Here is a 13,112-nt window from a genome sequence, read left to right as displayed (position 1 = left end):
CGCCCGACGCCAAGCCGCCGCGCCTTCGAGTCTTGACGAGACTCTCCTGTGGCGGGGCACGCTTCAACCGCACCACTCCCCCGCCGCCACCCGACGCGAACGCAGGGGACGACATCGCCGAAGCCTGCCTCCCGTCCTCGGGCCCCGGCCACGTCGCGCATGGCTACGTGTGCGGCTTGTCCGCACCTCGTTCGGCCGCGAGGGCGACGTCGATGGCCGTCCAGGCCATGCCGGTCGCCCCGTCGAGTACGGCCCGGTCCGCTGTCTGTGTGCGGCACGCGGCGGTGAATTCCGGTTGGTGGTTGACCGCGGGTCGGCAGTCGAGGCCGAGCATGGGGTGGATGGTGGGAACGACATGGGAGACGTTCCCCATGTCGGTGGCGGCGCCCGCGACGCTCTTCGGCAGTTCGGGGAAGCTGCGGCCGAGTGCCGAAGCGTTGGCGACCCACAGGTCAAGCAGGCCCTGATCCGGCCGCAGGTCGGCGTAGTCGGGGCCGACCTTCGTGGTGGACAGGTCGCAGCCGGTGGCCAGTGCGCCCGCTTCGAAGCAGCGGTGCACCCGCCCGGCCAACGGCCCCAGGGCGTCCAGGGTGTCGCTGCGCACGATCCAGCGGCCGCGGCTGACGTCGGGGATGACATTGGCGGCGGAGCCGGCCTGGGTCACGATGCCGTGTATTCGGTCGGAGGCGGTGGTCTGCTGGCGCAGCAGCCCGATGCCCACCTGGGCGAGGGTCATGGCATCCGCCGCGTTGACACCCAGCTCGGGATAGGCACCGGCATGTGCCGCCTTGCCTCTGTAGTCCACGTCGAACTGGGTGACGGCCAGGCCCGGCATCGCCGCCATCTCGACCGCCGCCGGATGAACCATCATCGCCGCGTGTACGCCGTCGAAGGCGCCCTGTTCCAGCATCAGCACCTTGCCGCCGCCGCCTTCCTCGGCGGGAGTGCCGAGTATCCGCACCGTCAGGCCGAGTTCGTCCGCCAAGGGAGCAAGACCGATACCGGCGCCGACAGCCGCTGCGGCGATGATGTTGTGGCCGCAGGCGTGTCCGATGTCGGGCAGGGCGTCGTACTCCGCGCAGATCGCGATGTGGGTCGGTCCGGTGCCGACCGTCGCTTCCACGGCGGTCGGCAGCCCGCAGTATCCGTGCTTGACCTCGAACCCCGCGTCGCTCAGGGCGTCGGCGACCCATCGGCTCGCGAGATACTCCTCGAAGGCCAGTTCGGGGTTGGCGTGGATCCGGTGGGACAGGGCGATCAGGTCGTCCGCCGCGGCTCGGACGTGCCGTGCCGCGGCCTCCTTGGCGGCGATCACAGGCCGGCCGCCGGGGCGGTGGCGGTGATGTGCACGGCGGCGGGCCGGGTCGCCGCGTCGTACGCGGCACGGGCTCCGGTAGCCCCCATGCCGCTGTCGCGGGCGGGTTCGTACAGCCGCTCGGGGCCGCCGCCCTGCCACTGGTTGACCCATACGACGCCCACGGGCAGTCGCGCGGCTGCCGCGATGTGATCGGGGTCGTCGGTGTACACGGTGGCGGCGAGGCCGTAGCGGGAGGCAGCCGCGCGGGTGAGGCCCTCCTCGAAGCCGGCCACGACGGTGACGGGCGCTATGGGACCGAATGTCTCCTCGGTCATCACGAGCATGGTGTCGTCGACTCCGGTGAGCACGGTCGCCGGATAGAAGTAGCCGGGACGTTCCGGTACGGCTCCGCCCGCGCGCACGGTGGCGCCCTTGTGCACGGCGTCCTCGACATGGCGTCGTACGGTGTCGCGTTGCCGCGCGTCCACGAGTGGCCCGAGCACCGTGGCGGGGTCGAGACCGTCGCCGATGGTGAAGGTCCGCGCCGCCGCGACGAGCGCCTCGACGAACTCGTCCGCGATCCGCTCATGAACGTAGATCCGTTCCATCGAGGTGCAGATCTGGCCGGTGTTGATGAACGCGCCGAACGCGACGGCCTGCGCGGTGGCCACCGGATCGACTCCGGCGTCGATCACGACGGCGTCCTTTCCGCCGAGTTCGAGCACGGAGCGGATCAGGCGGTGTCCGGTCGCCGTCCCCACTGCACGGCCTGCCCCGACCGAGCCGGTGAAGTGGACGAGCTGTACTGCTTCGTGTTCCGTCAGCGCGGCGCCGGTACGGCCATCGCCCAGGACCAGGTTCAACACCCCCGGGGGCAGTCCGACCGAGGCGGCCAGCTCCAGCAGCCGCACCGTGGAGACCGGGGATCGCTCGGAGGGCTTGACCACGACGGTGTTCCCGGCGGCGAGCAGCGGGCCGAGTGCGCCGAGGACCATGACAACGGGAAAGTTCCACGGAGTGACCACTGCGGTGACGCCGAGCGGGTGGCGGACGATGTCGGTCCGCTCTCCCTCCGGACCCGGGCCGGTCACCGTTTCGCTGAAGGGGTAGGTGTGCGCCTGGTCCGCGGCGGCCTTCAGTCCGGCCACGGCCCCCGCTATGAAGGAGCGCCCGATGCCGACCGGCTTGCCCATCTCCTTGCATTCCAGTTCGGCCAGTTCGTCGGCGTGTGCCTCGATCGTGTCGGCCCAGGCGTGAATCAGTTCCACGCGCCGCGCCACGGTGAGCGCGGCCCATTCGGGTTGCGCCGCGACGGCCACGGTAACGGCGCGGTCGACGTCGTCGGCACCGCCCGCGCGGAACTGCGCGAAGGCTTCCTCCGTGGCGGGGTTGACCACGGCGACGACATCCTCGCCGACCGGTTCTTCCCATTGGCCGCCGATGAAGTTCTGCAGGGTATCCATGGTTGTGGCCGTTTCTGTTCGGTACCGGGGGGCGGAGCAGGGGCGCGGTACGAGGCGGGAGCAGGGGGGCGGTACGAGGCGGGAGCAGGGGGCGCGGTACGGGCGGGATCAGGCGTCGAGCCGGTCGGCCATGAGCTCGCCGGTCATGATGGCGGCGAGATTGGTGTTGGCCCGGGGCACGGAAGGAAAGACCGAGGCGTCCACAACTCGCAGACCCCGGACACCCCGCACCCGGCACGCCGGGTCGACGACCGCCTCGGCGTCCCCGGGGGCGCCCATCCGGCAGGTGCTCGTGCCGTGCTGGGCGTCGATGACCGTGGACAGCAGGTGGTCGTCCAGGTGACTGTCGTTCGCCAGTGCCTCGAACAGCGGACGGTTCACCTCTTCGATCGATCCGCTGAGGACGGCTGCTGTCTCGGGGCTGCCGCTCAACTCGACGAGGGCGCGCACGCCTTCCCTCATCGTGGCGAGATCGCGCTCGTCGGAAAGCATCCGCTGGGCGACGTACGGGTGCGCCGAGGGGTCGGTGGAGACCAGGGTGAGCTCACCGCGCGAGTGGGCCCGGTTCAGCCAGACACCGAAGGCACCTGCGTGCGACTGGGTGTTCGCCGTGGCCATGGCAAGGACGTTCTGGTTGAGCGAGACGAACATGAGGTCGTCGGAGTGCGTACCGGTCCCGCTGGACCAGCGCACGCAGACGTTGGTGTGCCGATCGTGCGGTGACTTGATGGCGGCTTCGGCCCGCAACGGCAGCGAGAGCACCACCATCGCGTGGTCCTGCATACCGCGGCCGACCGGCAGGTCCTGGCGGACCTCGATCCCCAGCGCCCGCAGCTGACCGGCGGGGCCGATGCCCGAGCGCAGCAGGATCGCCGGCGAGTGGATCACTCCCGCGCTGAGGATCACCTCGTCCGCGTACTCGGTGACGAGGGATCCGCCGATCACCACACGGACCCCGATCGCGCGGTCGTTCTCGAAGATGACGCTGTCCACCAGCGCGTCGCCGCGGATGGTGAGGCCGACCAGTTCACGTGCGGGTTCGAGGTAGGCGTCGTTGACGCTGACGCGGCGGGCGTCACGGGAGTTGATCGGGTAGGGCGAGACCCCGGTGGCACCGGGTGCGTTGACGTCGGGGGCCCAGCCGAACCCTGCCGCCAGGGCCGAGTCGGCCAGGGCCCGGTCGATGCTTCCCCAGGTGTTCTTCGGGGTCCGGTGGATCGGGGTCGGTCCGCCGCGGCCGTGGTAGGGCTTGTCGCCGAACTCGTCGTCGTCCTCCAGCTTGGCGAAGTACGGCAGCACGTCCTCGGGCGCCCATCCGCTACAGCCGAGCCGGGCCCATTCCTCGAAGTCCTCCATCGGCGGCCGGATCGCGATCTGGCCGTTGACGGACGAACTGCCGCCCACCCCCCGGCCACGCCAGTACGGGGCCTGCGGCTGCTTCTCGGTGCGTGAGGAGTTCAGGCCGGTCCACACAAGATGTTCCGAGGCCGCGGGGTCCATGAGGGCCACCACGGGATTGGGCGAGCGCCACGCCTCCGGCATCTGCGCCGAGCGGTAGTCGGGACCCGCCTCCAGAAGGAGGACCCGTCGGCCGCGAGCGGCGGCGCGGGCGGCGATCGCCGCACCCGCGGAGCCCGCGCCGACGACGATCAGATCGCGATCGTGCTTTGCCATCTCTACTCCTTGATACGGGAGCGTGTTCCGCGCCGGTGACTCCTGCACGGATGCTGGTAATCTGACGCACCAGGAATGTTCAGTCAAGAATGAATTTTCATTTTTTTCCGTACAGGGAGGACGAGTGTCGCCAGCCGCCGACAACAGGTCAGCCATGGGCGAAGGGAGTTCGGTCATGGGTGACGGGAGCTCGGCCATGACTGACGGGCCGCTGGTCGAGGACTTCGGTCAGCGGATCGGGCGCGCGATGGGATGGCCGCCCATGGCCGGCCGTCTTGCGGGCGTACTGATGCTCAGCCCGACCCCCATGACACTGTCGGAACTACAGACGGCCCTGGGAGCCAGCAAGGGTTCGGCGTCGGAGATGACCCGCCTGCTCATCACGAACGGCACGGTCGAACGGGTCAAGGTGCCCGGCGTGCGCCAGGCAGGTTACGTGTGGCGCGACGACGCGTGGAGCGGCTGCCTCCAGCATCAGCTCAACCAGACCGAGCAGTTGCTCGAACTCGCGCGGACCGCGCGGGGACGGGGACTGGGCATGCCAGAGGCTCAGCAGGCGCGGTTGCGTGACATGCACGCCTACTACGACTTCATGGTGGGGCATCTACGACGCCTGCTCGACGAGTACCAGCGCCTGCACACCGGATAACGGCACGACATCGCCCCATACGGCAGATCCGCGTCATCGGGGCGACGGCCCTCATCGATGCCGACGATCGACCCGTCAGTGGTCACCGTGCCGCTCGCGCGAGGCGCCCCTTCCTCAGCGGCGACATGGGAGGCCGACCGCGCCGGTCCCTGGCTCCGGCTCTCCTGGTGATGCCGGGCGCGGGCCTGGCAGATGGCCTGTCTATGCTGCCCTGATGACTGAGGTGGACACGAAGAAGTCGCAGGGTTCGACCGTGAGTCGGGGGAGGTACTTCGTGTCCACCCTCGTCGTGATGGGGCTTGGCTGGGCCATCGCGGCGGCCAACACCGGGATCTCGTATCTTGCGGTGGGCACTGATGTGATTCCGATCATCACCGGCCTCATCGGGTGTTTCGCCTTCGCGATTCTCCTGGCCTTCCTCCACAACGCGGTGTGGCTCGCCGTCGTCTCCCTCCTTCCGGCGATATTCGTCCTCGTGGGCTCGGTGCAGATCGCCCCCGAGGCCGCTCTCGATGTCCGGGGAGTGCGTGAAAGCGTCCGCATCACAGCCGACAGCGCCGATGAGGACGGCTCGAACAGCCACCGCTTCACCCTCATCGGCCCCGAAGGAAAACTCGACGAGCCGCTGACCTATGACGGGAACAACCCGGAGTGGGAGGTGGGTGACCGGCTCGACGTCATCAGCGACCCGGAGGGCGTCGTCCCGATGGAAGCCGCCGCCGACGTCGACCCCGCGGGCCAAATCGGCGCCCTGGCCATGGGCCTCGTCGGATGGACGGGGATCACGCTGCTGGCAGGCCGCCGCGGTTTCGTACGGCGCCGGGCGGGTCATCGCTTCACGCTCGGCGACCTCGTTTGAGGGCGGGCGTCCCGTAGGAGTTCCCACAGGCCCGCAGCGGCGCCGGGATGGGCGAAGGCGGCCGGGCGGACGTCGTTTCTGCCCGCGGCACACCGCACAGGACCGACTGGTTCGTTCAGGGGGTCATGCCGCCGGGCGAAATCGGATTCGCCGCAAGCGCCTAGATCCGCCTCGCTGTTGTCGTGATCGCTTCCATCCGCCAAGAGACGTACGGCGTCCGTGCCGCCGCCGAGTTCGGAGTTCCGGCAGTGCTTTTCAACGTCACCCGCGGCGAACTCGCCGACATCTTCGGTGAGGACCGGCTCGCGACCCTGCCCGCCACCGCCTTCCCGCCCGCCACCGGGGGCGCCGAGGGCGCCCGCCTCCTGCAGACCGTCGGCGTCCCCGACGGGACGCTCCACCTGCGTGAGCCCGACGAACACTCCGGCCGACTGCCGCTCGTCCAGGACGTCGTCCACGCCGAAGACTTCGACGATGCCCCGGCGGACGCGGACGAATGGCCTGTCATCGGCTGGCTGCTCAACGCCCACCTCGCCCTCGACCCCGGTTCCGGCAAGGTGCACGCCTTCGACGCCGACGGGGAGACCGTCCAGGAACTCCACACGGACGTCTCGTCCCTCGTCCAGGTCGCCCTCCGGTTCCAGCGTGTGCTCGAGGAGTTCAGCTTCAGCGGCGACGACGGCGGAGAGGAAGCCGACTTCGAGCGCCTGGAGCGCGAAGTCGAGCGCATCCGTCAGGAGACGAGCAGCGTTGATCCGCTCCCTTTCCAGGACGACGAGACCGTCTGGTCAGTGGTCGGTGAGGAGATCGCCGCCGGCCAGCGATTCAGGGGCGACAGCCCGGGAGCGCGCTCTCTCTACGGGTGATGGCGGGCGGATGTCGCCCACGTAACCCGCGGCCTGTGCGGTACGCGGGCCGCCTACCTGTCGGCCAGTCTCCTCCGCGAAGGATGGCGATGAGGTCCGCGGCAGGCGGCCGGGCGAGGTGAAGTCAGAAGCCACAACAGGGCGTCCGGGCACTGGATGCACGAGCGGGCGGGCCGAGGTCGAGGCAGAGGTCGCGGCCGAGGCCGTCGGTGCCATCGTGGTACGGGCGTTCCTGACCGTGGCGTACCCAGGGAAATGTCTCCCTGGATGGCTTCTCGGCTCCGCTCCGCGATGGGAGGAAGCCTCGGACGCGGCCGCCCGCGCCGTGTACGGCACGAATGTCTTCGATCTGCTCAACGTCAGCCGCGCGGTGCTTCCCGTGATGCGCCGGGCGGTCGGGGCGGGTGCTCAACTTCAGCTCGCCGGGCCCGCCCTGTCGCAGGGGACCTCGCCCTGGGCTCCCAGGCCCTGGACGTACGCGGCACCGGCGACCGGACTCCGCACGTCTGCATCCCCGAACCGCACTCCCGCTCCGCACAGGCCCTGACGCTCCTCGCCGGATGGGCCATGGCCGACCACCGCTCCCCCACGGAATCCACCGTCTGCCCCAGGGCTGTATCAACTGTGGGTCGTCTGCGCCATGTTCCCCGGAGTCATCACCTGTTGTCTCCGGGGTGTCGAGCGGATCAGACCGAGGATGCCGACACCCAGCGCCCACGCCAGGAGAGGAAACGCTGCCACCCTTTCCATGCCTCCCATACCGAGCCCGAGATAGTGGCGGGAGAGAAAGAGCCCCAAGGCCACGAGCGCGGTGATTCCCATCAGCAGGGTCGCCCGGCGCAGCGAACGGGGAGCACCGGTCGAGGAGTCGAGTCCCGCCAGGACAAGGCCGATGTTGCCGAGCGCCATGATGAGCAGGGCGCCCAGGACGTGCTGATTCTCGTTCACGTCCGCGGGGGCCAGCCCGGCCAGCACGAATCCCACTCCACCGGCGGCCAGCAGCAACCGCGCCGCGATCGCGGACCGGCCTCTGCGCCACAGCCCAGCACCGGTCAGGGCCACGCCTAGGACAAGCAGCGACCCCAGGGCGATGAACGCCCCGTTCATCAGGCCGTGTTCGGGAGAGCACACATATCGCGGCTCGGGCTCAGCCTGCAGGGCGCAGTGAGCGTTGCCCAAGTCGCTGATGTTGTACCGCGCCCAGCTGTACGGTTTCGCCCAGGCCGCCTCAGCGATGCCATGGATGACGAAGAACTGCGCGACACCCACGATCCACGCCGCATACCCGATCCGAGCCTTCAACTTTGCGCCCGCTGAACCTTCTGTGCGCTCACATTCCATGCGTACAGCGGATCATGAAGCGCTCTCCTCCAGCACTCCGACGATCCCCCGGACCGGGGTGGGGGAAGCCCCCGTACGGTTCGGCGCTGCTCCCAACCGGCGTTCACAGTCTGCGTGAGACATCCAGCGCCGCTTGCTGCACGGCCGGTGCGAAACTGCTGAGCTGTTCCTCCGTCACGAGGAAGGTGAGGGCGGAGACCGAGACCGCCCCGACCGGGGTGCCATCGGCGTCGAGGACCGCAGCGGCGACCGAGCAGATGGAGTCGTCCGATTCCTCGTAGTCGGTGGCGTAGCCGTCGGCTCGGATGCGGGCCAACTCCTCGGCCAGAGCCGCCCGGTCGGTGTGGGTGCGGGGTGTGCGGGCGGGCAGTTTGGTGCGGTCCAGGATGTCGTCCGCCTCGCGCTGCGGCAGATGCGCGAGCAGCGCCTTGCCCGCGGCCGTGGTGTGCAGCGGCAGCGGGGTGCCGACGTCGCTGGCGATGCGGTAGGCGTGGCCCGGGTCGACCTTGTGCGTGTACGTGGCGTAGTCACCGCTGAGCACGGCCAAGTGGACGGTCTGCCCGAGGCGTTGCTGGAGCGCGCGCAGGACCGCGTCGATGCCGACGCCGTCGTCGGCCAGCACCAGTGCGGAGAGGGCTCGGAGTTGATTGCCGCTGCCGTAGCGGCCCTCACCGTCGGCCGCCGCGTACCCCTCCTCGATCAGGATGGCGAGGACCCGGTGGGTGCTGGCCTTGGGCACGCCCGAGTGCTCGGCGATCTCGCCGAGACGGTGTGGTCCGTCCGGGCGGGCCAGTGCGTGCAGGACCCGTAGCGCCTTCGCGACGGAATTAACGGGCTTGCTGCGATCCATTGACCCTCCGAGAACACGCGGGCTATGTTGCCAACCGGTCCGTACAGCGGAACGCCAATCTACTCTACGGAACGCTCGCTTGTCCTCCGGCCGCGACGCACCCCTGGGTCGCCCCTCGCACCGGACGCTCCACGCACCCATCTCACGCTCGGGAAAGGCGGCCGTCCATGGCTGTACACGGGGCAACTGCCCCGCACCGACAACGATTCGATCTCGTGGTGTCGGGCGGGCTCCTGGCCGACCCGCTGCGCGAGGCCCCCGAGCCGGGTGACGTCGCCGTACACGACGGCCGCATCGCGGAGATCGGCGCGCCCGGCACCCTCGTCGGCGAGGAACGGCTCGACGCCTCCGGCCTGCTCGTCACGCCGGGCCTGATCGACCTGCACACGCACGTCTACGCTTCCCGCACCTACCTCGGCGCCCCCGCGGACACGATCGGGGTGCGCCAGGGAGTCACCACCGTCGTGGACGCGGGCAGTTGCGGCAGTGACGACTTCTCCGACTTCACGGACAACGTTGTCCGCCCCGCCACCACCCGGGTGCTGAGCTGGCTGAACATCTCCCGCCACGGCCTGGTCCACGGGCCGAGGGAGCTCTCGCACGGGCCCGGTGATGTGGACGAGGCGGCCACCGAGAAGGCGCTGCGCGACCACCCCGATCAGATCCGCGGAATCAAGGTCCGGATGAGCGCGTCGGTCCTCGGCGACAGCGGGCTGGCCCCGCTGCGCTCCGCCAAGCGGGTCGCCGAGCGGGTGGGCCGACCTGTCATGGTCCATGTGGGCAACGAACCTCCGGTCCTTGCCGACGTCCTTGACCTGCTCGGCGCGGGCGACGTCGTCACGCACGCCTTCCACGGCAAGCCCGGCGGTCTCTTCGGCAGCCAGTGGCAGGCACGTGCGGCCGTCGCACGCGGCGTCCGTCTCGACATCGGGCACGGCAGCGCGAGCCTGTGCTTCGCCACCGCGGAACGGGCGCTGGCCGCCGGGTTCAACCCGTACACGATCAGTACGGATCTGCACGCGCGCAGCGTCGAGGGGCCGGTGCACTCGCTGGCCACGACCCTGGACAAACTCCTCGCCCTGGGCATGACGCCGCAGCAAGTGATTCGCTGCGTCACCCTGAACGCCGCTGACGTGCTGGGCCTGAAGGAGGACCTGGGCACGCTGCGTCCAGGTTCCGCGGCGGACCTGACCTTGCTGCGGCAGAAGCAGGGGCCGGTGACGCTGACCGACGCCGAGGGCGCCACGCGCACCGGCGACACCCGCCTGGAGCCGGTCGCGGTCGTCCGCGCGGGCCGTGTCCATCCGGTGGGGACCGGATCCCCCTGAACCACCGGCACCAGCCGCTCCCTCGGCCGAGCCCGCACCACCGACCGGAACGCACCACCGAGAGGCCCATGAATTGAGCACCCCCCTGATCGAGCGGCTGACAGCGGCGGTACGGGACACCGGCCATCCCGTCACCGAGACGGACCGTACCGACCTGCAAGCGTTCCTCCCGCTCGCCCACCTCTACTCGCAGTCCAGCGGCATCGTCTTCGACGACATCCGCGCGCTCGCCCTGGCCGTGCACGCGCTGGCGTTCGTCCGCAGGGTCCGCACCGCCGAGCACCTGGACACACTCGACCCCCAGCTCGCCGCCGAAGTCGCCCCCGGGCGCATGTCGGCCGTACGTCAGCTCATCGACAGCTACTGCACACCGCGGGAGTTCGCCGCGCGTGACACCGAAGTCCTGCTGCTCGCCCTGCACTTCGAGGCGGCGGCACAGCTACAGGACCACACCGACCAGCAGGCATGACGACACAGGTATGACCGACACACCAGGGAGCACCGCCATGACAGTGAAGATCGTGATCGGACACCGGCTCGGCAAGGGAAACGCGGTCGCCGACGGAGTGCGTGCCGCGGGCGGCGAACCCGTCGTCATCCCCGGGCCCGGAGCCGACATGAAGGTGGGCGACGTGATGGCCGCCGAGGGCGCCGACCTCGGCATCTCCTTCTGCGGCAGCGGTGGCGCGGGGGCCGTGACCGCCAAGGCCAAGTACGGGCACGACATCGAGTTCGGCATGCGATCGGCACAGGCCGGCGTGACCGCCGTCGAACAGGGCCGCACCGTACTCGGCTTCGGCTTCCTCGACAGCGAGGAACTGGGATTCAAGGTCACCGAGGCCCTCCTGAAGAAGCTGGGGAGGACGGCGTGAAGCAGTCCCGCCACACACTCCGCCTCACCGGCTCGGGCCCCACCCGCGAGAAGGCCTTCGCCACCGCCATCGGCCAGGTCCAGTCGGCGGTCGGCAAGCGCACGGAAGGGGTCTGCTTCCGGGTGGAGCCGCTGGAGCTCGAAGTGCTCTCCGCCGCTGAACACCGTTGGACCGAAAGGTTCCTGGGTCTGCTCTTCCCGCGTACCCGCCAACGCTTCGAGATCACCCTGCGCGTCGAGGTGCAGGTGGCCTCACTCGACCTGGATGCCGTCGACTTCACGGTGCGCGAGGAGCGGCTCTCGCCGCTCCAGCACGCCCTGCACATGAGGTGACCCGATGAACGAGACCCTCACCGTCCTGCTGCAGTCCCTCGTCATCGGTGGCCTCATCGGCTTCGGCGCGAGCGCGGGCGTGGCCCGGATGTTCCACGCGCCCAAGGTCCAGGGCATGGGCGCCTTCCGCACCCTCGGCGAGCTGAACGCCTGCCAGAACGATCCTGTCGCGCACTTCTCCTTCGGCCTCGGCTTCCTCTTCAACGCCTGGTCGAGCGCCGTCGGCACCGGAGCGCTGACCGGAGACGTCGACCACCGCATCGTGCCGCACTGGACGGCCTCGGTCGCGATGGTCAAGAACCGCAACCTCGACCAGACCCTGCACAATCCCCGGCGGATGGCCCTCACCGGCACCGTTGTCGGCATGGTCCTCATCGCGCTGCTCAACACGACGGCGGCCTCGATCCCGCACTCCCTGCAGGACGTCGCCGCCAAGGTCCTGGGACCGGCATCGGAATGGCTCATCAACCCCGTGATGCCCATCATCTTCTGGATGGCCGCCGTCGACGCGGGCCGCCGCACCGGGGCCTGGGGCACCGTCCTGGGCGGGCTCGGACACCTGGTGATGGGCAACGCGGTCCCGGGCATCGTGCTCGGCATCGTCATCGGCAAGGGAGTCGACGACCTGGGCTGGACCAAGGTCACCAAGTCTCTCGCGGGGGCAGTCATCGTCCTGTTCGCCGCCAGCACCGTCCTGCGCGGCGCCGACATCACTCTGCTCCAGCAGCTGAAGGTCGATGTCCCGCACTGGCTCCTGCAGTTCCACGACGCGACCGGCACCAAGCCCCAGTGAGGCAGGCAGCGACATGACCGACACATCGACGGCCGCCGCGGGCGACATACCCGCGAATGGTTCCGACACGACCGACACGAAGCCGGAAAAGCCCGGCTTCCTCACCAAGGTGCCGGGAGAGGGCAGCTTCTGGCTCTCCGAGTGGGCCTTCCCCGTCTTCGTCGCCTGCCTGGCCGCCGGGATCTTCACCGGCACACACCTCTATTACGTCTACCACACGGGTGTCTTCAACGAAGTCGCCGTCGTATCCATGCTCAAGGCCGGCATGGAGGGCGGAAGTTACGGCGCCGCGGCGGCCTTCGGCGCGGGCTTCCTGTTCGCCAGGATCATCGAGGGCCCCATGGTCGGCATCCTCGACATCGGAGGATCGCTCCAGACCGGCGTCGGTATCGGGATCCCCGCGATGATGCTGTCCGCCGGGTTCACCGCGCCCCTGGAGCACTTCTGGCTCGCGATCCCCGTCGGCGCCGTGCTCGGCGCTCTGATCGGCGTCGCCATCCTCGCCATCCGCCGCGCCACCGTGAACTCCACGGGAGGCACCTCCACGTTCGGCGCCGACGTGATGATGGGCGCGGGCAACTCCGCGGGCCGCTACCTGGGCCCGCTCGTCATCATCTCCGCCGCCACCGCGTCCCTGCCCGTCGGTCTCGGCTCGACCATCGGCGCCGCGCTCTTCTACAAATGGCGCAAGCCCCTCACAGGTGGCGCCATCATCGGCGCGATGGCCGCCGGTTTCTTCTTCCCCATCCCCGGCAAGTGACCGCCCGCTCCTTTCGAACCGCCCTTCC

Annotated in this window: 14 protein-coding genes; 9 read left to right on the top strand and 5 right to left on the bottom strand. The window is 69.6% G+C overall.

Annotated elements, in window-relative coordinates; translation table 11 throughout:
* Positions 1-163: 163 nt before the first annotated feature.
* The 3 genes from ACFVXC_RS17445 to ACFVXC_RS17435 all read right to left on the bottom strand — a co-directional run bounded on the left by ACFVXC_RS17445 (position 164) and on the right by ACFVXC_RS17435 (position 4,434).
* Complete coding sequence (locus ACFVXC_RS17445; protein ID WP_389906205.1) at positions 164-1,315, bottom strand: M20 family metallopeptidase; 1,152 nt, start codon at positions 1,313-1,315, stop codon at positions 164-166.
* On the bottom strand, positions 1,312-2,760 hold the full coding sequence (locus ACFVXC_RS17440) for an aldehyde dehydrogenase family protein (RefSeq protein ID WP_389906203.1): 1,449 nt from the start codon (positions 2,758-2,760) through the stop codon (positions 1,312-1,314). Before ACFVXC_RS17440 ends, ACFVXC_RS17445 begins: the two co-directional genes overlap by 4 nt.
* 108 nt (positions 2,761-2,868) lie before the next feature.
* A complete protein-coding gene (locus ACFVXC_RS17435; protein ID WP_389906201.1) occupies positions 2,869-4,434 on the bottom strand; it encodes a GMC family oxidoreductase in 1,566 nt (521 codons plus the stop codon).
* 196 nt (positions 4,435-4,630) lie between these two features.
* Here ACFVXC_RS17435 and ACFVXC_RS17430 point away from each other — a divergent pair, with 196 nt between their 5' ends.
* The 3 genes from ACFVXC_RS17430 (at position 4,631) to ACFVXC_RS17420 (ending at position 6,808) form a co-directional block, all read left to right on the top strand.
* A complete protein-coding gene (locus ACFVXC_RS17430; protein WP_389906199.1) occupies positions 4,631-5,083 on the top strand; it encodes a GbsR/MarR family transcriptional regulator in 453 nt (150 codons plus the stop codon).
* Between the two features lie 214 nt (positions 5,084-5,297).
* A complete protein-coding gene (locus ACFVXC_RS17425) occupies positions 5,298-5,942 on the top strand; it encodes a hypothetical protein (RefSeq protein ID WP_389906198.1) in 645 nt (214 codons plus the stop codon).
* Between the two features lie 248 nt (positions 5,943-6,190).
* Positions 6,191-6,808, top strand: a complete 618-nt coding sequence (locus ACFVXC_RS17420) for an SUKH-4 family immunity protein (protein WP_389906471.1) — start codon at positions 6,191-6,193, stop codon at positions 6,806-6,808.
* A gap of 618 nt (positions 6,809-7,426) precedes the next feature.
* On the opposite strand, the gene ACFVXC_RS17415 is transcribed toward ACFVXC_RS17420, so the two are convergent.
* A complete protein-coding gene (locus tag ACFVXC_RS17415) occupies positions 7,427-8,110 on the bottom strand; it encodes a DUF998 domain-containing protein (protein WP_389906197.1) in 684 nt (227 codons plus the stop codon).
* Positions 8,111-8,252: 142 nt separating this feature from the next.
* On the bottom strand, positions 8,253-8,999 hold the full coding sequence (locus ACFVXC_RS17410; RefSeq protein ID WP_389906196.1) for an IclR family transcriptional regulator: 747 nt from the start codon (positions 8,997-8,999) through the stop codon (positions 8,253-8,255).
* A 167-nt stretch (positions 9,000-9,166) separates the two neighbouring features.
* On the opposite strand from ACFVXC_RS17410, the gene ACFVXC_RS17405 reads away from it, so the two are divergent.
* From ACFVXC_RS17405 to ACFVXC_RS17380, 6 genes are all read left to right on the top strand, one after another.
* The gene (locus ACFVXC_RS17405) at positions 9,167-10,327 is read left to right on the top strand and encodes an amidohydrolase/deacetylase family metallohydrolase (protein ID WP_389906195.1); all 1,161 of its coding nucleotides are present in this window, start codon (positions 9,167-9,169) and stop codon (positions 10,325-10,327) included.
* A 73-nt stretch (positions 10,328-10,400) separates the two neighbouring features.
* Positions 10,401-10,796, top strand: a complete 396-nt coding sequence (locus ACFVXC_RS17400) for a hypothetical protein (protein WP_389906193.1) — start codon at positions 10,401-10,403, stop codon at positions 10,794-10,796.
* Positions 10,797-10,833: 37 nt separating this feature from the next.
* Positions 10,834-11,199, top strand: coding sequence for an SFCGS family glycine-rich protein (locus ACFVXC_RS17395; RefSeq protein ID WP_389906192.1), 366 nt, complete (start codon positions 10,834-10,836; stop codon positions 11,197-11,199).
* Positions 11,196-11,531: a DUF4312 family protein gene (locus tag ACFVXC_RS17390; protein WP_389906190.1), complete on the top strand. Its 336-nt coding sequence runs from the start codon at positions 11,196-11,198 to the stop codon at positions 11,529-11,531. The genes ACFVXC_RS17395 and ACFVXC_RS17390 overlap by 4 nt, the downstream gene beginning before the upstream one ends.
* 4 nt (positions 11,532-11,535) lie before the next feature.
* Positions 11,536-12,324: a DUF4311 domain-containing protein gene (locus ACFVXC_RS17385; protein WP_389906189.1), complete on the top strand. Its 789-nt coding sequence runs from the start codon at positions 11,536-11,538 to the stop codon at positions 12,322-12,324.
* Between the two features lie 13 nt (positions 12,325-12,337).
* Positions 12,338-13,084 (top strand): DUF4310 family protein, encoded by a 747-nt coding sequence (locus ACFVXC_RS17380; RefSeq protein ID WP_389906187.1) that lies wholly within the window; start codon positions 12,338-12,340, stop codon positions 13,082-13,084.
* The last annotated feature ends 28 nt before the right edge of the window (positions 13,085-13,112 follow it).

Source organism: Streptomyces sp. NPDC058257, from assembly GCF_042881845.1.
Taxonomy (GTDB): domain Bacteria; phylum Actinomycetota; class Actinomycetes; order Streptomycetales; family Streptomycetaceae; genus Streptomyces.
The sequence above is the reverse complement of the archived record's forward strand: the minus strand, read 5'-3'. Positions and strand labels throughout refer to the sequence as shown.

What these genes read in the sequence shown, in the direction of transcription:
- ACFVXC_RS17440 (WP_389906203.1), bottom strand. Translation starts at nt 2,760, where the DNA reads ATGGATACCCTGCAGAACTTCATCGGCGGCCAATGGGAAGAACCGGTC.
- ACFVXC_RS17435 (WP_389906201.1), bottom strand. Translation starts at nt 4,434, where the DNA reads ATGGCAAAGCACGATCGCGATCTGATCGTCGTCGGCGCGGGCTCCGCG.
- ACFVXC_RS17430 (WP_389906199.1), top strand. Translation starts at nt 4,631, where the DNA reads ATGACTGACGGGCCGCTGGTCGAGGACTTCGGTCAGCGGATCGGGCGC.
- ACFVXC_RS17425 (WP_389906198.1), top strand. Translation starts at nt 5,298, where the DNA reads ATGACTGAGGTGGACACGAAGAAGTCGCAGGGTTCGACCGTGAGTCGG.
- ACFVXC_RS17410 (WP_389906196.1), bottom strand. Translation starts at nt 8,999, where the DNA reads ATGGATCGCAGCAAGCCCGTTAATTCCGTCGCGAAGGCGCTACGGGTC.
- ACFVXC_RS17405 (WP_389906195.1), top strand. Translation starts at nt 9,167, where the DNA reads ATGGCTGTACACGGGGCAACTGCCCCGCACCGACAACGATTCGATCTC.
- ACFVXC_RS17395 (WP_389906192.1), top strand. Translation starts at nt 10,834, where the DNA reads ATGACAGTGAAGATCGTGATCGGACACCGGCTCGGCAAGGGAAACGCG.
- ACFVXC_RS17385 (WP_389906189.1), top strand. Translation starts at nt 11,536, where the DNA reads ATGAACGAGACCCTCACCGTCCTGCTGCAGTCCCTCGTCATCGGTGGC.
- ACFVXC_RS17380 (WP_389906187.1), top strand. Translation starts at nt 12,338, where the DNA reads ATGACCGACACATCGACGGCCGCCGCGGGCGACATACCCGCGAATGGT.